This window comes from Dyella sp. C11, assembly GCF_003121485.1.
In the GTDB taxonomy this organism is placed as follows: Bacteria; Pseudomonadota; Gammaproteobacteria; order Xanthomonadales; family Rhodanobacteraceae; genus Dyella.
On sequence record NZ_QAVX01000003.1, the window covers coordinates 72,397 to 88,730 of the forward strand.

Sequence of the window (16,334 nt, forward strand, 5' to 3'; positions counted from 1 at the left end):
GGTCAACCCGTTGCATGAAGGCTCAAGCTGATATGAGCGAGTGAGCTGCATGGGAGCAGCACCATGAAGACGACAAGGCAACACGGAATCTGGCGAGCCTGCCTGCTGTGCTTGTTGTGCGCGCCGCTGGGCATGGTCATGCCGCTGGCTGCGCAGAACGCCCCGGCTGGCGCGCAGGGAAGCACGCAAGCGGAACAGAAGATCTACAACAACCAGCAGCTCGACCAGATGCTTGCGCCGGTGGCCCTGTATCCGGATGCGCTGCTGTCGCAGGTACTGATGGCTTGCACTTATCCGAGCAACGTCGCCGATGCCGCGGCGTGGTCGGCCGCGCATCCCAAGACGCAGGGCGATGACGCGGTGAAACAGGTGTCCAGCCAGCCGTGGGACCCCAGTGTGCAGTCGCTGGTCGCGTTTCCCCAGGTGTTGGCCCAGATGAAGCAGCAGCCCGAATGGGTGCAGAACGTAGGCGATGCGTTCCTTGCGCAACCCGATGACGTCATGGCGTCCGTGCAGCGCTTGCGCGCGCAGGCGCAGAAGGCCGGCAACCTCAAGTCGAACGATCAGCAGAAGGTGGTGGTGGAACAGGCGCCGCCCAGTTCCAGCGCCGGCACCACGGTGATCCAGATCGAGCCGAGCAACCCTCAAGTGGTTTACGTGCCCACGTACAACCCCACGGTGGTGTACGGCACGTGGGCGTATCCCAGCTATCCGCCGCCTTACTGGCCGCCACCGCCGGGGTATGCGTACCCGGTGGCGTCGGGTCTCGCTGCAGGTCTCGCCTTCGGCGCGGGCATCGCGATTTCCAACTCGTTGTGGGGTGGCTTCGACTGGGGACACAACGACGTCAACATCAATGTCAATCGCTACAACAACATCAACGTGAACCATCGCATCAGCGGCAACGGCAACGTGGGCTGGAATCACAACCCCGATTTCCGGCGCGGCACGCCTTATCGCGACAACGGCAGTCGCCAGCGCTACGGGCAGGGTGTGGGCGGTGCAGCGCAACGCCAGCAATTCCGCGGTGGCAATGACGCCAATCGTCAACGTGCACTGCAAAGCTTCGATCGTTCGACCAACAACGGCTCGTCCATGGCCGCACGTCGTGGTGCGGGTGAAACGGGCGCCGCGTTGAATCGACCGGCAGGTGGCAATCGAGGCGGCCAGGGCGTGGATCGCGGCAACATCGGTCAACGCGGGAATGCTGGCCAGGAGCGTGGGAAGATCGGTGGCCAGATCCGCGGCAACATCGGTGGCGAAACGCGTGGCAACTTCAGCGGAGGCAATCGCGAATCCGCTGGGCCCAGGAACAACGCAGTCAGTGGCCAGCGTTCACCCGGTGGCTCCAGCGGACAGTTCAATCGCGGGCAGGCGAGCCAGCGCTCGATGTCGAACTACCATGGTGGCGGAGCGGCCGCAGGCCGGCAGATGTCCCGTCCCGCTCCCAGCCGCGCGGGCGGCGGGTTCCACCGTCGTTGAGGAGCCAGGGCATGACTCGCACTCACAAGATCCATCGTCTGGCGGCTGCCGTTCTGGTCGGAGCCTGTGTGCTGGTCTGCGGCGCTGCGCTTGCGCAACAGGCGAGCTATCCCACGGCGGACGCGGCGGCCACGGCTTTCGTGCAGGCCGTACGTGCCCACGACCAGGCCGCACTGGCCAAGGTTCTGGGCAACAACTGGAAGGACTACATTCCTACCGAGGGCATCCATCAGGAAGACGTGGATCTTTTCCTGAAGCGTTACGACGAAAGCCACAAGATCGACACGGCCGATGGCAAGACGCACCTTGAAGTCGGTTCGGAGAATTGGGTGCTGCCGTTGCCCATGGTGCAGGGCAAGGAAGGTTGGCACTTCGACCTGGCCAGCGCGCAGCAGGAAATTCGCACGCGGCATATCGGCGAAAACGAGCTCGCGGTGCAGCAGGCCATGCTGGCGTATTACGACGCGCAACGCGACTACGCCTCGGAAGATCGCGATGGCGACAAGGTGCTGCAATACGCGCAGAAATTCCTCAGCACGCCCGGCAAGCACGACGGTCTGTATTGGGAAACCAGTGGCAACGAGCCGGAAAGTCCGCTCGGCGACAGCTTTGCCAACGTCAAACCGGGTGAGGGTTACTACGGTTACCACTACCGTATTCTCACCGCACAGGGACCGTCCGCTCCCGGCGGTGCGTACAACTATGAGGTGAAGGGCCGCATGACCAATGGCTTCGCCCTTGTTGCGTGGCCCGCGCAGTATGGCGAGACAGGCGTCATGAGTTTCATGGTTAGCCATGACGGCCAGGTCTTCGAGAAGGACCTCGGCAAGAACGGCGCGAGCATCGCGCAGTCGATGAAAACCTTCGACCCCGACAGCAGCTGGAAGGAAGTCGACGTCGCCCCGGCCAATTGATGCAGGGCGGAGGATGAATGCCCGCTCTTGCTGTCTAGGTGGATTTACGTAGCGCAAAGCCGAGTATTTGCGCTGTCGCCGTGTGGAACCGTTGGGCACAGTTCGTCCAGGGGCGGTGATGTTCGCCGCGACACGGGGGCATCGGCGATGGGGCGCACGGGCGGGTTGGGCGTCTTGCTGTCTGGCATGCTGCTGGCAAGTGCCTTGTCGCATGCGCAAGAAGCATCGTCTGGGTCAACAGCATCCAATCCCTTGTCTCCCACCGCTCCCGCAGAAAGCGCGAAGGACACCGATGCCAAGGCGTCGTGGTGGAGCAACTTCAAGGACCCGAAAGACAACCACATCGACATGTCGGGTTGGTTGCTCAAGCACAAGGGCGCGTTGCTTGTTCCTATCGTGATTACCGAGCCGGCCGTGGGCAATGGCGGTGGACTGGCTGCGGTGTTCTTTCACCAGCCGAAGCAGTCGGAGGCATCGAAGGAGAGCGGTGATCGCCTTCCTCCCGACATCTACGGGGCCGCTGCGTTCAAGACGGAAAACGGTACATGGGGCTACGGCGCTGGCGGCTCGTTTCACTTCAAGGACGACACCTGGCGGTACGCGGGAGTGTTGGGCAAGACATCGGTCAATCTGGATTACTACACGCAAGGCTTGCTGCTGGAGCCGCGCAAGATCGGCTACAACCTCGATGGCGTGTTTTCGTACCAGCAGGTATCCATGCGGTTGGGCAAGAGCGATTTGTTCGTGTCGGCGCGATGGATCTACATGGATCTGGACAGTCGCTTGAACATCCAGAGTGACAACCAGTATTTCCAGCCCAAGGATTTCGCCCAAAAAGCCTCCGGCCTGGGGCTGGGCTTGAGCCTGGACTCCCGTGACAACACGCTGACGCCGTCCAAGGGTTGGTTATGGCGACTGGAAGCCACCGAGTACGCGCCGGCCTTCGGCAGCGACAACACCTTCCAGAGTTATCGCGCACACGCGTACGGCTACTTCCAGCTGAGTCCGCAATGGGTGCTGGGCACGCGCGTGGACTATCGGTCCGTGCGCGGCGATGCGCCGTTCTACCAGCAGCCGTCGATCGATCTTCGTGGCATCGCGTACGGGCGTTACCAGAACCAGAACGTTGGCATGCTGGAAGCGGAGCTTCGCTGGAATTTCACGCCGCGCTGGGCGCTGCTTGGTTTCGGTGGAGCGGGCAGGGCATGGGGGCGAACGATCGACTTCGGCGACGCCGATACACACACGGCCGAAGGCGTCGGGTTTCGGTATCTGATCGCGCGCGCACTGGGCCTGTATGCGGGTCTCGACTGGGCCTGGAGCGAAGGCGATCACGCCTACTACATCCAGGTGGGAAGCGCGTGGCGGTGAACCATGCCGGGCGGGGGACGCCCGGCTTCATCCGCCGTGTGGACACTCAACCGACCGTATAGCCCTTGCCCTTCATGCAGGCGCTGTATGCCTGTGACAGGTTGGCATTGTTCTGGTTCTGGGTCGCGGCCGACGCCGCGTTCTGTTCGCGGCGTTGCTGGCGCGCACGCATGCCGCCGGCGACCACACCTGCCGCTGCACCGACGCCTGCGCCGTGACCCGCATCGTCATTGGCCACGCCGCCGATAACGGCACCCGCCGCGGCACCTCGCACGGCGCCGCCCATGCGCTGGCCGCCGCCCACGGCGGGTCCGGTTTGCGGGGGAGGCACGGCCTGCGCGGGTGCGTTGCTTTGGGCCCAGGATGCGCAGGCGCTTTTGTCGGTCTGCTGCTGATTCGCGTCCTGTCCATTGGCGGGATAGGCCGAAGGGAGCTGCTGGGCATGGGCCGAACAGGCGAGCAAAACGAGAGCGATGCCAGTGCCGAACAGGCGACTCGTGTTCATGGGTGTACTCCCGATGGAGGGACAGTGGTGATGGTTCAGAGCGATCAGCAATCCGGTGAGCAGAACAAGGAAACGCCAAGACGGTGAGCAAGCGCTAGAGCAGCTGCTCGTCCTCTGCCGCCGCTTCGATGTCGTACGGTGCGATGGGTATCAGCCCAAGGCGCTCTGCCTCGCGAATCAACGCAACGCCGCTGTGTACGCCAAGCAGGTCCAGCAGCGACTGCCGATGGCTCTCCACGGTGCGAACGGAGATGCCCAGGTCGGCGGCGATCTCGCTGGTGCGCTTGCCCCTGGCCATCGACTCGATCACTTCGCGTTGGCGACGCGTGAGCCGGTGCAGCGATTCGGGAGCGGCGAGCAGCGTGGCCATCAACTGCGGGCTGATGAATTGGTTGCCTGCAATGACTTCCACCATGGCGGTGAACAGTTCGCTGCTGGGCGACTGTTTCAGTACGTATCCATTGGCGCCGGCCTGCATGGCTTCACGGACAATCAGCGGTTCGCTATGAGTGGACAGCACGACAATGGGGATGGTGCTGCCTTGCCGTCGCAAGCGCTTCAGTGCCTGCAGCGCACTGAAGGGAGGCATGGCGATATCGGTGATAACGAGATCCACCTGTCCGGCCAGCACCGCCTCCATCAACGCTTCGCCGTCATGCACCAGCAGCACCGACGCCGTGCGTTTGGCGAGCAGGCCCGCCAGGCCTTCCGCCACGCAGCGGTGTTCGTCGGCCAGAAGAATGCGCAGCCGGCGCGTGCTTTTGGGGGAAGAGCGCACGGTCGCTTTCATGTGCTGCCAGGCAAGATGGTCCGCCAGCTGCACGCACACGCCGCATCGACACCGGGCTGGCGGCAGCAAGCCGCGGCGTCCGGTTGCACGCTCTTGGATGACATGGATTGACCCCGGCAGGTTGCTGCGCTTTCCCGTCAGCTTGGCCTGTCGATGCCCGCTTGGTAAGCGAATTTCCACTCAATCCACGCCAGTAAATTTACTCAAACCGACGTGAAAACCCGCGTTTTTAGCCGGCTTTATGGCTTCGAAACTGGCGTGGCGCTGCGATGTTCCGTTGTGGCTTGGGGATAACGGGGTATTTCAGGCGAAAAACATGAAAAGGCCTGGTCGTAGATATACGTAGATCATCACGGGCCAATGACGCCTTTCATGGGCAAATGCGGGCTGGCTTCGATTGTCCAGCGATATCTATTCGTAGGGTGGAAGCTGCCGATTGGCAGCAGGGCGAACGGATGCACGGAGCAGAGGGGATCATGAGCGGGAGGGCGCCGGTGGGTGTCGTTCCCCGACATCTGGTACGTGGCGCAGGGGTAGGCCTGGCCGCGTTGGCGATGCAGTGGATTTCGCTGGCGCTGTGGGATCACGCGCTGGATTCGCAGATTATTTGGCTGCCTGGGCCATTATTGCTTGCGTTGCTGTTGTGCGCGCCTTACCGCTATTGGCCCGCATACAACGTGGGCTGGCTCGTGGGCATGCTCGTGCTCGCGGTCATCGTGGCACTGCCGGTGCATGGCATCGCCACGGTGTGTGTGCTGGTGATGCTGTTGATCAATGCCTGTGCCTGGGGCCTGAGCCGGTTGCGGCGAAATCCTTCGACGGACAGCTTCTTCCAGCTGCTCGTGTTTCTTGCCGTCGCCGTCACGGCCCTGCCGGCAGCGACGGGCATGTCAGTCGCGTTCCTGGCATCGATGATGGACTTGCCCACATGGCTGTCCCGGCCGTGGTGGCACATCGCCTTGGCCGATTCGCTGGGTTACGCGCTGCTCACGCCCGCCATCCTGAGCGTGGCCAATCCCACCGCCGTTCTCAGGCGTGATCGGTTTCCCGAGTGGCCAGTGCTTCTCGCCATTGCCTGTGCGCTGGTGCTGCTTTGGCTCGGTTGGCGCGAACTGGGAAGGTTTTCCATGGTTCGCCCACTCCTGCTGCTTGCGCCCGTTCCCCTGGCCATCTTCGTCGCCTTGCGCGCGCAGGTGGTGGGTACGTGCGTAGTGAATCTGCTGGTGGGGCTCATCGCGATACAGCTAAGCCTGGCCCAGGAAGGGCCTTTCGTGCAGTTGGAATCCGAATTGACCACGATGAGCGTGCAACTGTGGATGCTGGGCGTGGCCGTCGCGTCGCTATACCTGGCAGTGCTGGTGGAGCAGCGCCGTACCACGCAGCGCGCCCTGGTGGTGAGCAGCACGGAAGTTCGAGAGCTGGCGGGGCGGCTCATCGTGGCGCAGGAGCAGGAACGTGCCCGCATCGCGAGAGATTTGCATGACGACATCAATCAACGTCTCGCTGTCGCTTCGATTCGCCTCAGCGCGCTTCGCCGCAAAGTGGATGAGAGCAACAAGCAGGATGTCAGCCAGCTGCAGAGCGAACTGATCGCATTGTCGGAAGATGTGCGGCATCTGTCCCACGATCTGCATCCCAGCATGCTCACCCAGACCGGCCTTACCGCTGCGCTGGCGGGGTTGTGCCAGAACATGAGACATCGCCATGGTCCTGCCATCGAACTGCGCGTGTCACCGCATGCCAAGGATCTTTCCGAAGATGTGGCGCTGTGTCTTTACCGCGTAACGCAGGAAGGTCTCAGCAATGCCTTGAGGTATGCGGATGCGCAATGCATCGATGTGTCGTTGCAGATTGCGCATCACCAGGTGGATCTCACCATAACGGACGATGGCAAGGGATTTGTCACGGAAGGAGAGGGGTGTCGAGGGCTCGGCCTGTTGAGCATCGACGAGCGTACGAAGCTGCTTGGCGGCAGCTACCGATTGCAATCAACTCTGGGGAAAGGGACTGAGCTATGCATACGAATTCCGCTAGGACTCCACGGGCCGGCCTGAAACCGAAGCTCATCATTGCCGATGACCATCGCATGGTCGCCGAAGGTGTGCAGCACATCCTTGATGAGGATTTCGATCTCGCCGAAATCGTCGCCGATGGTGAGGCACTTATCGATGCGGTCATGCGCATCCAGCCCGAGTTGGTGGTCGCCGACATCAACATGCCGCGCTGCAATGGCATGGATGCGCTCAAGCGCTTGCGCCAGGCCGGCATGGACACGCGTTTCGTTTTTCTCACCATGCACATGGAACCTGCGCTGGCGGTCGCTGCGTTGCGTGCCGGTGCGCGTGGTTACATCCTGAAGAATTCGGCGGGTGAAGATCTGCGCAATGCCGCGCAACAGGTGATGGCGGGTGGTACCTACGTGACGCCGGCACTCGGTGCGCGCTACATCAGCGGGCAACTCACGGACATGCGCAACCTTACCTCCAAGCAATTGCAGGTGCTGCGCCTTGTCGGTGAAGGTTTGCGCTCCAAGCAGATCGCGTTGCAGCTTGGGCTGTCGGTGCGTACGGTGGAAGCACACAAATACACCATGATGCAGGTGCTTGGCGTGCATTCGACACTGGAGCTCGTGCGTCGCGCCGAAGATCTCGGCCTGCTGTTCTGATCGCATTTTCATGGCCTTTGGTTGCCATGGTCATGGGTAGTTTTACTTAGCGGCGACTCGGTTCTCTTTCGGTGGCGGAAGTTTTCGCGTTGGACGATCCTGCGATCTGATGCGAAAACAGGCACCGGAGAATGGCGTGAGGCGTGCGACTCTCGTGCTGGCCGAAGACCACCCGCCCATCGCGGAGCAGTTACGGGAGCTGCTTGGCGACGAATTCGATGTGCTTGCCGTGGTGGCGCATGGAGAGGCGCTGGTGAAGGCCGTAAGGCGGTTGCGTCCGGATGCGGTGGTCACCGACATCAGCATGCCTGGCATGGACGGCATGCAGGCCGCCCGCGAGTTTCTGGTGGATATCCCCGAACTTCCGGTCGTATTCATCACCGTGCATGACGACCCTACGCTGGCGCGCGCTGCGTTATCCATCGGGAAAGGGTACGTACTCAAGGCTTCCGCAGGCGATGAGCTGGTTGACGCGTTGAGGCACGTGCTGGACGGAGGTCGCTTTCTTTCGCCATCACTCGGGCGTATCGAAGCCCTGATGAGTGATGCGGCGGCATTTCCCGGCGTGAATTACTCCGCGGGTGATGTGTAGGCGCTGCGGGTTTTTGTAGTTGGCCTTGCAGGCCGGAAACACCTTTCCGAATCCGGACGAGGACGCCATGGCAATCAGGCGTTCTTGACGATGAGCGTGCATAGCCTTGGCTTCAATCCGGCCGCGAGGAAAGCAGTGCCTGGATTCTTTCGTGCGTGGCGAACGGCGCGTCGCCGCGAAGCTCCATCATCTTCCGCTCCGTTTCGCGTATCTGCATTTCGCCTACCGGGTGCCGGCGAAGCTGGCCGCGCAGCAGTTCGTTTTCGAGCTCAAGCAGGCGATACAGCTGCATCAATTCGTCGAACGCCTGATGCAGCGGAAGATGATGTTCTCGGATGCCATCCGTCATTGGCCAGCCTCCATGTTTGGGTCTTCGAAACTGACGTCGGTCCGGTTAACGACGGGTGATATATCCATGCGATTTCCGCCAGCCACAGGGTTGTGCGTGGCGTGGCGTTCATGGATGGCAAGCGCATGTGTAGCAGGGGTGAAACACCGGCGATGACCATCTAGTCCGATCGTCGTAGTCGCATTCCTACGCAACGTCAGGTGTCGTGCTGATAGGACGACAGGTGTAACAAAGGCATGCTTTTTTAGTCCATAACGGACAAGTCGCTGCGTGCAATACGTACGCGATTAGCTGGTGGTAGGACTCCCTTTCCCCACAAGGCTGGAACATGGTCACCTATTCGCTCAAGCAGTCTCTGGATGGTTCGTGGTGTGTATGCCGGCTGGGCTTTTCCCTGTTCAGCGACCTGCGCCTTGGTGCCGCCATCAAGCTCGCCAGGGAAGTGGCGCGCGATGAACACCTGCGCTCCGGTCGCTCGGTATGTGTGGAGATGCCCGGCACGGATGCATCCATTCGTCTCGCGCAATACGCAGGCACGGCGGCAGTGCTGGAACAGGCTGCGTAAGTCCTTCCTGTCCGGGGCGTAGGGGGCGCTCCGGGCGGATGTTGCATGGCCGCTTGTCTGTAGCGGCCGGGCTGGGCAAAGTCGTCGGCACGTTTCCATCCGGGGCTTGTCCATGCGCCTGCCGCTTCGCTGTTCTTCCGTGGCCTTCCTAGCGTTGTCCGCGCTTCCGCTCCACGCGACTACGTTGCTGGTCAACGCACGCATCCACACGATGGACTCCTCTCGTCCCGAGGCCACGGCGCTGGCGTGGAAAGACGATGGACGCCTGCTTGCCGTGGGGGATACGGCGGATCTCCAAAAACAGTATCCCGACGCCAATGTCGAAGATGCCAAGGGCGCCACGGTCATTCCCGGGTTGATCGATGCGCACGGCCACATGCTTGGCCTGGGCATGACGCACATCGAAGTGGATCTGGTCGGCAGTACGTCCCGTGCCGAAGTCGTGGCACGCCTCAAGGCCGCCGCGTCGAAGTGGCCGAAGGACACGTGGCTGATTGGCCGCGGCTGGGACCAGAACCGCTGGGCCGACAAGCAATTTCCCACCGCTGCCGATCTCGACGCGGCGTTTCCTGACCGCCCGGTTTTCCTTGAGCGCATCGACGGCCATGCTTCATGGGCCAACACGGCCGCGATGAAGCATGCGACCAAGTCGCTGGATGGCGACTGGCAACCCGAAGGCGGCCGCATCGAGCGTGCAGGCAAGAAGGCCACGGGTGTATTGGTGGATGGCGCGCAGGCGCTGGTCGCCAAGGCGATACCGCCGCTGACGCACGACCAGACCAAGCAGGCTTACAAAGCCGCCTTCGCCGATGCCGCGGCTGCGGGTTTGACCGGCGTGCACGATCCGGGTGTCAGTCTTGAGGACTTCAAGGTGCTGCAGGAGCTGGCCGCTGCGGGCGAGATTCCCTTGCGCCTGTACGAAATGGCGGATGGCAATCACGAGGCGCTGGAATGGTTGTGCAACCAGGGTGGTCGCTGGGCAGACCCGAAGGGCCGGCTGCAGATGCGCACCGTCAAGTTGTACATGGACGGCGCACTCGGCAGTCGCGGCGCGGCACTCCTGGCGGACTACAGCGACGACCACGGCAACAAGGGCATCTTCGTCACGTCGCCGGAGGCGTATCGAACGGCGGTGGAAAAGGCGTACCGGTGTCACGTACAGGTCGCCACGCATGCCATCGGCGATCGTGGCAACCGGAACGTGCTGGACACCTACCAGGCGGTGCTTGGCGATCACGCGGACAGCGATCATCGCTGGCGCGTCGAGCACGCGCAGATCGTGGCGCTGGATGACATTCCCCGTTTCGCCTCCCTGCACCTGATCGCCTCCATGCAGCCCACGCATGCCACCTCCGACATGCCATGGGCCGAACAGCGACTTGGCGCCGAGCGCCTGAAGGGTGCCTACGCCTGGCAGCGCTTCATCCAGGAAAAAGTGCCGCTCGCCTTTGGTTCGGATTTCCCGGTGGAACAGGTCAACCCGATGCTGGGCCTGTATGCCGCCGTGACGCGACAGGATCTCAACGGTCAGCCGCCGGGAGGCTGGCTGCCCGATCAGCGTGTCAGCCGCATCCAGGCGCTGGCCGGCTTCACCCTGGGCGCGGCGTACGCGTCGTTCATGGAGGGCGAGGTGGGTGCGTTGAAGCCGGGCATGCGTGCGGACTTCGTGGTGCTCAGTGGTGACCTGTTGACGGTGTCCCCGCGACAGATCGCCGACCTCAAGCCGCTGAGCACCTGGGTGGATGGCAAGCCGGTTTATCGCGCCGAAAAGACAAACGCCGCACCCTGAGGCGCGGCGTTCGCTGGGGACGGTGGAGCAGGGTGTGTTGCTTAGGCGGCCTTGCGGGTGGCCACGCCGATGGCGGCGTGGGCCGTCTTCAGTGCTTCCACCTTGTGCTCTTCGCTGAAGTTGACGCCTTCGGCGCGGACGAATTCGATGTCCGTGACGCCCAGGAAGCCAAACAGGGCACGCAGGTAGGTTTCCTGGAAGTCCATCGGCTGGGCGGCGCTGCCTTCGCTGTAGATGCCGCCACGGGTAGAGGCCACGATCACGCGCTTGCCGCCGGCCAGGCCTTCGGGACCATTCGCGGTGTAGCGGAAGGTCTTGCCGGCCACGGAGATGCGGTCAATCCAAGCCTTCAGCTGGCTGGGGATCGAGAAGTTGTACATCGGGGCACCGATGACGATCACGTCGGCGGCCAGGAATTCTTCGATCATCTGGCTGCCCTGCACGGCGACCGGGTCGCTGGCGTCGGCCACCGGGGTCCAGTGGGCGAGCGGGTTGGCTACCAGATCGTGGTAGATGACTTCCGTACCAGGGTTGTTGCCAGTCAGTTCGGCTACGATGGCAGCGGTCAGACCGCGCGAAACGGAGTGGCTACCCAGGGCGCTGGCGTCGAGATGCAGCAGTTTCATGGTATTTCCTCAGTTAACGAGCCGGACCAACCGGCGACGTGACTAAGGTAGCCATCGGACAATCTGGTGATAAGCCGGGTAAACTCGAACGTATCGTTCAAAATGGGAAACGACGATGACGGTGCTGGATGGTGCCCTGCAGGATCTCAACGACCTGTACTTCTTTGCCGCCGTGGTTGAACACGGTGGTTTCTCCTCGGCCGGACGCGCCCTGGGCATTCCCAAGTCCCGCCTGAGCAAGCGGATCGCGCAGCTGGAAGAGCGCCTCGGCGTGCGCCTGCTGCAGCGAACCACGCGCCGTTTCGTGGTCACCGAGGTAGGCGAGCGGTTCTACGGGCATTGCCGAGCGGTGCTGGAAGAGGCCCGGGCCGCGCAGGAAGCGGTGGAAGAGGTGCGTTCCGAGCCGCGTGGCGTGGTTCGCGTCAGCTGCCCGGTGTCGCTGGTGCAGACCGTCATTGGCCATATCCTGCCGGAGTTCCTGGCCTTGCATCCCAAGATGCAGGTGCGCCTGCAGGCCACGGACCGTCGCGTGGACGTGATTGGCGAAGGCTTCGACATCGCCATTCGCGTGCGCAGCAAGCTGGATACCGATGCCACCCTGGTGGTGCGTACGTTCGGCCAGTCACGCGTGCTCCTGGTCGCCAGTCCCGATCTGCTCAAGCGGTATGGTCACCCCAAGGAACTGGGAGACCTCTCCCAGCTGCCCGCGCTGACCAACCAGGAGCACGAGGGCGCGCAGAGCTGGGAATTGCTCGACGCCAGCGGCGAACGCGTCATCGTGGATATCCAGCCGCGGCTGATCTGTGGCGATTTCAATGCGCTGCTGCAAAGTTGCAAGGCGGGTGTTGGCGTGACCTTGTTGCCCGAATTCGTTTGCGGTCCTGCCATCGAGCGGGGCGAGCTTGAGGTTGTGCTGCCGGACTGGAGTGTTCCGCAAGGCACCATGCATTTCGTTTATCCCAGTCGTCGTGGCCTGTTGCCGGGCGTTCGCGCCTTCGTGGATTTTCTTGCGGAAAAGCTGCCGGATACGGTGCGCGAGAAACACGCCCAGTGCGGCAAATACCTCTGACGCCGGTACGCCATACTCACCGTGCTACCATCATCGTTTAGCCTTCCAGACATCCGAATCATGCAGATCGAAACCAAACTCCCCAAGGTTGGAACCACCATCTTCAGTGTGATGAGTCAGCTGGCGCTGGATCACAAGGCCGTGAACCTGGGGCAGGGCTTTCCCGATTTCGAGCCGCCGCAGCCGCTGCGCGACGCCATCACGCGTGCCATGGCCGAAGGACGCAACCAATATGCGCCGGGCATCGGCCTTCAGCCGCTGCGTGAGCAGATCGCACTGAAGACCGAGCGCATGTACGGCCACAAGGTGGACCCGAACACCGAGGTGACGGTGACGTCCGGTGCCACGGAAGCCCTGTTCTCCGCCATCGCTGCCGTGGTGCGCGCGGGTGACGAAGTGATCGTGTTCGATCCGGCTTATGACAGCTACGAACCGGCCATCGAACTGCAGGGCGCACGCGCCGTGCATATTCCGCTGCAGGCGCCCACGTTTGGCGTGGACTGGCAGCGCGTGCGCGATGCCGTGACGCCGAAGACGCGCATGATCCTGATCAACAGCCCCCACAATCCGACGGGCGCGGTGCTTTCCGCTGCCGACCTGGACGAGCTGGCGGCGATCGTGCGCGATACAGAGATCGTGGTGCTGTCCGACGAGGTGTACGAGCACATCGTGTATGACGGCGAGCAGCATCAGAGCGTGCTTCGCCACGCGGAGCTGGCCGCGCGCAGCTTCGTCGTGTCCTCGTTCGGCAAGACCTATCACTGCACGGGCTGGAAGCTGGGTTACGCGGTGGCGCCCAAGGCGTTGTCGGCCGAATTCCGCAAGGTGCACCAGTACCTCACGTTCTGCACGTTCCATCCCGCGCAGGTGGCCTTCGCTGAATTCATGGCCAGTACGCCGGAGCACTACCTTGAGCTGCCTGCGTTCTACCAGGAAAAGCGCGACCGCTTCCGCGAGTTGATCAAGCCGTCCCGCGTCACGCTGCTCGATGTGCCGGGCGGTTACTTCCAGCTGGTCGACTACTCCGCCATCAGCAACAAGGACGACGTCGCGTTCTGCGAATGGATGGTGAAGGAAGGCGGCGTAGCGGCCATTCCGCTCACGCCGTTCTACGAGAAGGCACCGGGCACGCATCTGCTGCGCCTGTGCTTTGCCAAGAGCGACGCCACCATGGAAGCCGCCGCGGAGCGCCTATGCAAACTCTAAGGGTCAGCCTGGTCCAGGGCGCCACGCGCTGGCACGACGCGCCGGCCAACCGTGCGTATTACGGTGAACTGGTGCGGCGCGTGGCAGGGCAAACCGATCTTGTCGTGTTGCCGGAAACGTTCCTGTCCGGGTTCAGCAACGATACGCGCGCCAGCGCGGAAACCATGGACGGCGAGGGCGTGGCGTGGATGCGCGCGCTGGCGCAGGAAGTGGATGCCGTGTTGTGTGGCAGCCTTGCCATTCGCGAAGGCGACACCGTTTACAACCGCCTGATCTGGGCGCGTCCTGATGGCAGCTTTGCGCAATACGACAAGCGTCATCTGTTCCGCATGGCCGGCGAGCACACGCGCTATGGCGGTGGCAACGAGCGTCTCATTGTCGAGTTGAAAGGCTGGCGCATCCTGCCGCAGGTTTGCTACGACCTGCGTTTCCCGGTGTGGTTGCGCAATGGGCGCCGCGAAGATGCCACGGGCGGCATGGAGTACGACCTCGCCCTTTTCGTGGCCAACTGGCCGGCGCCGCGACGTCAGCCGTGGCGCACGCTGCTTCGTGCGCGCGCCATCGAAAATCTCAGCTACGTGATTGGCCTCAATCGCGTGGGCGTGGACGGCAACGATTTGCCGTATGCCGGCGACAGCGCGGTGCTCGATCCCATGGGCGAGCCGCTGGTGGAGCTGGGCCCGCAGGAGCAGGTGGTGACGGTGACGATCGATCCCGCACCGTTGCTGGCGCATCGCGAACGTTTTCCTGCGTGGATGGATGCGGACGCGTTTACGTTGGTGGATTGAATCGGGCGGTTTGGCGCGACGTTTGTACTCGCGTCAGTTCTAAAAGCCCGTCATTCCCGCGAAGGCGGGAGGTGATTTTCAACAGCCGAAGGCTGGTCATCCAGCGTCTTTCAACGTGCGAAAAGTCACTGGATTCCCGCCTTCGCGGGAATGACGGGTAGAGATGCTGAGGCACGTGAAGTGGCTCGCCTCCTCACGCGCATCAAACCCTTCCCGCCGCCTGTAACGCCTCGAACTCCTCATCGCTGAAAATGCGCGAGCGGATGAAGACGCGTACGCCCATGCCGTTCTCCAGCGAAAACATGCCGCCCTGGCCGGGCACCACGTCCAGCGTCAATTGCGTGTGTTTCCAGTACTCGAATTGCGGCCCGCTGATATAGAACGGCACGCCGCCGACATCGCCCAACTGGCGATCCTGGTCGGACAGGATGAAGTCGCCCACGGCAAAGCACATGGGCGACGAGCCATCGCAGCATCCGCCGGACTGGTGGAACAACAGCGCACCGTGCCGCTCGCGCAAGGTGGCGATGAGCTTGAGCGCCGCCAGCGTGGCGGTCACCTGCAGCGGCACGGTGGCGGGTGTGTTCATGCCAGTGCCATGTCCAGCACGACGCGGCCCTCGATCTTGCCGGCATGCATGCGGGCAAACACGTCGTTGACGTTCTCCAGTCTGTCCGTGCTTACCGTGGCGGCCACCTTGCCTTCGCTGGCGAACTCCAGCGATTCCTGGAGATCCAGTCGCGTGCCCACGATGGAGCCGCGCACCGTCACGCCATTGAGCACCATGCCGAAGATGTCGAGCGGGAACTGTCCCGGCGGCAGGCCGTTGAGCGACACGGTCCCACCACGACGCACCATGCCCAGCGCCTGTTCGAACGCCTTGGGCGACACGGCGGTGACCAGTGCACCATGCGCGCCGCCGATTTCCTTCTTGAGATAGGCGGCCGGGTCGGTGGTGCGCGCGTTGACGGTGACTGTGGCGCCCAGCCTCTTGGCCAGCGCCAGCTTGTCATCGTCCACGTCCACCGCGGCGACGTTGCGTCCCATTGCCTTGGCGTACTGCACCGCCATGTGGCCAAGGCCGCCAACGCCGGAAACCACGACCCATTCGCCGGGCTTGGTGTCGGTGACCTTCAGTCCCTTGTACACGGTGACGCCCGCACACAGGATGGGCGCGACATCGACGAAGCCGATGTCCTTGGGCAGGTGCCCCACGTAATTGGCATTGGCCAGCGCGTACTGCGCAAATCCGCCGTTGATCGAGTAGCCCGTGTTCTGTTGCTGCTCGCACAAGGTTTCCCAGCCGCCCAGGCAGTGCTCGCAATAGCCACAGGCCGAATACAGCCACGGAATACCGACGCGGTCGCCTTCCTTCACATGCTTGACGCCGTCGCCCACCGCCACGACGTGGCCCACGCCTTCGTGACCCGGAATGAAGGGCGGATTGGGCTTCACCGGCCAGTCGCCTTCGGCGGCGTGCAGATCGGTGTGGCAAACGCCGCAGGCTTCGATCTTTACCAGGATGTCGCCGGCCATCGGGCGCGGCACGGTCACTTCCTCGATCACCAGCGGTTTGCCGAATTCACGTACGACGGCCGCTTTCATGGTCTTGTCCATGTGTTT

The 16,334-nt window shown here is 62.7% G+C and carries 17 protein-coding genes; 11 read left to right on the top strand and 6 right to left on the bottom strand.

Going from position 1 to position 16,334, the window contains the following annotated elements; translation table 11 throughout:
- Positions 1-63 precede the first annotated feature (63 nt).
- From DK366_RS04535 to DK366_RS04545, 3 genes are all read left to right on the top strand, one after another.
- The gene (locus DK366_RS04535) at positions 64-1,482 is read left to right on the top strand and encodes a DUF3300 domain-containing protein (RefSeq protein WP_109124350.1); all 1,419 of its coding nucleotides are present in this window, start codon (positions 64-66) and stop codon (positions 1,480-1,482) included.
- 11 nt (positions 1,483-1,493) lie between these two features.
- Positions 1,494-2,396 carry a DUF2950 domain-containing protein gene (locus tag DK366_RS04540; protein ID WP_109124351.1) on the top strand — a complete coding sequence of 301 codons (903 nt, stop codon included), beginning with the start codon at positions 1,494-1,496 and terminating at the stop codon, positions 2,394-2,396.
- A gap of 252 nt (positions 2,397-2,648) precedes the next feature.
- Positions 2,649-3,767 (top strand): BamA/TamA family outer membrane protein, encoded by a 1,119-nt coding sequence (locus DK366_RS04545; protein ID WP_232820907.1) that lies wholly within the window; start codon positions 2,649-2,651, stop codon positions 3,765-3,767.
- Positions 3,768-3,813: 46 nt separating this feature from the next.
- On the opposite strand, the gene DK366_RS04550 is transcribed toward DK366_RS04545, so the two are convergent.
- A complete protein-coding gene (locus tag DK366_RS04550; RefSeq protein ID WP_109124352.1) occupies positions 3,814-4,272 on the bottom strand; it encodes a glycine zipper domain-containing protein in 459 nt (152 codons plus the stop codon).
- 94 nt (positions 4,273-4,366) lie between these two features.
- Positions 4,367-5,050: a response regulator transcription factor gene (locus DK366_RS04555; RefSeq protein ID WP_198651421.1), complete on the bottom strand. Its 684-nt coding sequence runs from the start codon at positions 5,048-5,050 to the stop codon at positions 4,367-4,369.
- Positions 5,051-5,538: 488 nt separating this feature from the next.
- Here DK366_RS04555 and DK366_RS04560 point away from each other — a divergent pair, with 488 nt between their 5' ends.
- The 3 genes from DK366_RS04560 (at position 5,539) to DK366_RS04570 (ending at position 8,319) form a co-directional block, all read left to right on the top strand.
- Entirely contained in the window at positions 5,539-7,116 is a 1,578-nt protein-coding gene (locus DK366_RS04560; RefSeq protein ID WP_232820908.1) for a sensor histidine kinase, read from the top strand.
- Positions 7,077-7,727, top strand: coding sequence for a response regulator transcription factor (locus DK366_RS04565; RefSeq protein WP_109124355.1), 651 nt, complete (start codon positions 7,077-7,079; stop codon positions 7,725-7,727). The genes DK366_RS04560 and DK366_RS04565 overlap by 40 nt, the downstream gene beginning before the upstream one ends.
- A gap of 136 nt (positions 7,728-7,863) precedes the next feature.
- Positions 7,864-8,319, top strand: a complete 456-nt coding sequence (locus DK366_RS04570) for a response regulator transcription factor (RefSeq protein ID WP_157956446.1) — start codon at positions 7,864-7,866, stop codon at positions 8,317-8,319.
- A 112-nt stretch (positions 8,320-8,431) separates the two neighbouring features.
- Here the strand turns inward: DK366_RS04570 and DK366_RS04575 are convergent, their stop codons facing one another.
- Positions 8,432-8,668 carry a hypothetical protein gene (locus DK366_RS04575; protein WP_109124357.1) on the bottom strand — a complete coding sequence of 79 codons (237 nt, stop codon included), beginning with the start codon at positions 8,666-8,668 and terminating at the stop codon, positions 8,432-8,434.
- A gap of 328 nt (positions 8,669-8,996) precedes the next feature.
- On the opposite strand from DK366_RS04575, the gene DK366_RS04580 reads away from it, so the two are divergent.
- Both DK366_RS04580 and DK366_RS04585 read left to right on the top strand, forming a co-directional pair.
- Positions 8,997-9,233: a hypothetical protein gene (locus DK366_RS04580; RefSeq protein ID WP_109124358.1), complete on the top strand. Its 237-nt coding sequence runs from the start codon at positions 8,997-8,999 to the stop codon at positions 9,231-9,233.
- Between the two features lie 112 nt (positions 9,234-9,345).
- Positions 9,346-11,022: an amidohydrolase gene (locus DK366_RS04585; protein WP_109124359.1), complete on the top strand. Its 1,677-nt coding sequence runs from the start codon at positions 9,346-9,348 to the stop codon at positions 11,020-11,022.
- Between the two features lie 41 nt (positions 11,023-11,063).
- Here DK366_RS04585 and DK366_RS04590 read toward each other — a convergent pair whose 3' ends face one another.
- Positions 11,064-11,648 (bottom strand): FMN-dependent NADH-azoreductase, encoded by a 585-nt coding sequence (locus DK366_RS04590; protein ID WP_109124360.1) that lies wholly within the window; start codon positions 11,646-11,648, stop codon positions 11,064-11,066.
- Positions 11,649-11,763: 115 nt separating this feature from the next.
- Here DK366_RS04590 and DK366_RS04595 point away from each other — a divergent pair, with 115 nt between their 5' ends.
- The 3 genes from DK366_RS04595 to DK366_RS04605 are packed head-to-tail and all read left to right on the top strand — an operon-like array spanning position 11,764 to position 14,711.
- Positions 11,764-12,717 carry a LysR substrate-binding domain-containing protein gene (locus DK366_RS04595; protein ID WP_109124361.1) on the top strand — a complete coding sequence of 318 codons (954 nt, stop codon included), beginning with the start codon at positions 11,764-11,766 and terminating at the stop codon, positions 12,715-12,717.
- Between the two features lie 60 nt (positions 12,718-12,777).
- Positions 12,778-13,923: a pyridoxal phosphate-dependent aminotransferase gene (locus DK366_RS04600; protein WP_109124362.1), complete on the top strand. Its 1,146-nt coding sequence runs from the start codon at positions 12,778-12,780 to the stop codon at positions 13,921-13,923.
- Positions 13,911-14,711: an amidohydrolase gene (locus DK366_RS04605; protein WP_109124363.1), complete on the top strand. Its 801-nt coding sequence runs from the start codon at positions 13,911-13,913 to the stop codon at positions 14,709-14,711. The genes DK366_RS04600 and DK366_RS04605 overlap by 13 nt, the downstream gene beginning before the upstream one ends.
- Positions 14,712-14,913: 202 nt before the next feature.
- On the opposite strand, the gene DK366_RS04610 is transcribed toward DK366_RS04605, so the two are convergent.
- Together DK366_RS04610 and adhP are read right to left on the bottom strand one after the other, a co-directional pair.
- A complete protein-coding gene (locus DK366_RS04610; RefSeq protein WP_109124364.1) occupies positions 14,914-15,300 on the bottom strand; it encodes a DUF779 domain-containing protein in 387 nt (128 codons plus the stop codon).
- Positions 15,297-16,328, bottom strand: coding sequence for an alcohol dehydrogenase AdhP (gene adhP / locus DK366_RS04615; protein ID WP_109124365.1), 1,032 nt, complete (start codon positions 16,326-16,328; stop codon positions 15,297-15,299). Before adhP ends, DK366_RS04610 begins: the two co-directional genes overlap by 4 nt.
- Positions 16,329-16,334: the final 6 nt, after the last annotated feature.

Bases quoted from the DNA above. Each gene is read 5' to 3' on its own strand.
- DK366_RS04565 (WP_109124355.1), top strand. From the start codon at position 7,077: ATGCATACGAATTCCGCTAGGACTCCACGGGCCGGCCTGAAACCGAAG.
- DK366_RS04580 (WP_109124358.1), top strand. From the start codon at position 8,997: ATGGTCACCTATTCGCTCAAGCAGTCTCTGGATGGTTCGTGGTGTGTA.
- DK366_RS04575 (WP_109124357.1), bottom strand. From the start codon at position 8,668: ATGACGGATGGCATCCGAGAACATCATCTTCCGCTGCATCAGGCGTTC.
- DK366_RS04585 (WP_109124359.1), top strand. From the start codon at position 9,346: ATGCGCCTGCCGCTTCGCTGTTCTTCCGTGGCCTTCCTAGCGTTGTCC.
- adhP (WP_109124365.1), bottom strand. From the start codon at position 16,328: ATGGACAAGACCATGAAAGCGGCCGTCGTACGTGAATTCGGCAAACCG.
- DK366_RS04595 (WP_109124361.1), top strand. From the start codon at position 11,764: ATGACGGTGCTGGATGGTGCCCTGCAGGATCTCAACGACCTGTACTTC.
- DK366_RS04605 (WP_109124363.1), top strand. From the start codon at position 13,911: ATGCAAACTCTAAGGGTCAGCCTGGTCCAGGGCGCCACGCGCTGGCAC.
- DK366_RS04590 (WP_109124360.1), bottom strand. From the start codon at position 11,648: ATGAAACTGCTGCATCTCGACGCCAGCGCCCTGGGTAGCCACTCCGTT.
- DK366_RS04540 (WP_109124351.1), top strand. From the start codon at position 1,494: ATGACTCGCACTCACAAGATCCATCGTCTGGCGGCTGCCGTTCTGGTC.
- DK366_RS04560 (WP_232820908.1), top strand. From the start codon at position 5,539: ATGAGCGGGAGGGCGCCGGTGGGTGTCGTTCCCCGACATCTGGTACGT.
- DK366_RS04550 (WP_109124352.1), bottom strand. From the start codon at position 4,272: ATGAACACGAGTCGCCTGTTCGGCACTGGCATCGCTCTCGTTTTGCTC.
- DK366_RS04535 (WP_109124350.1), top strand. From the start codon at position 64: ATGAAGACGACAAGGCAACACGGAATCTGGCGAGCCTGCCTGCTGTGC.
- DK366_RS04600 (WP_109124362.1), top strand. From the start codon at position 12,778: ATGCAGATCGAAACCAAACTCCCCAAGGTTGGAACCACCATCTTCAGT.
- DK366_RS04610 (WP_109124364.1), bottom strand. From the start codon at position 15,300: ATGAACACACCCGCCACCGTGCCGCTGCAGGTGACCGCCACGCTGGCG.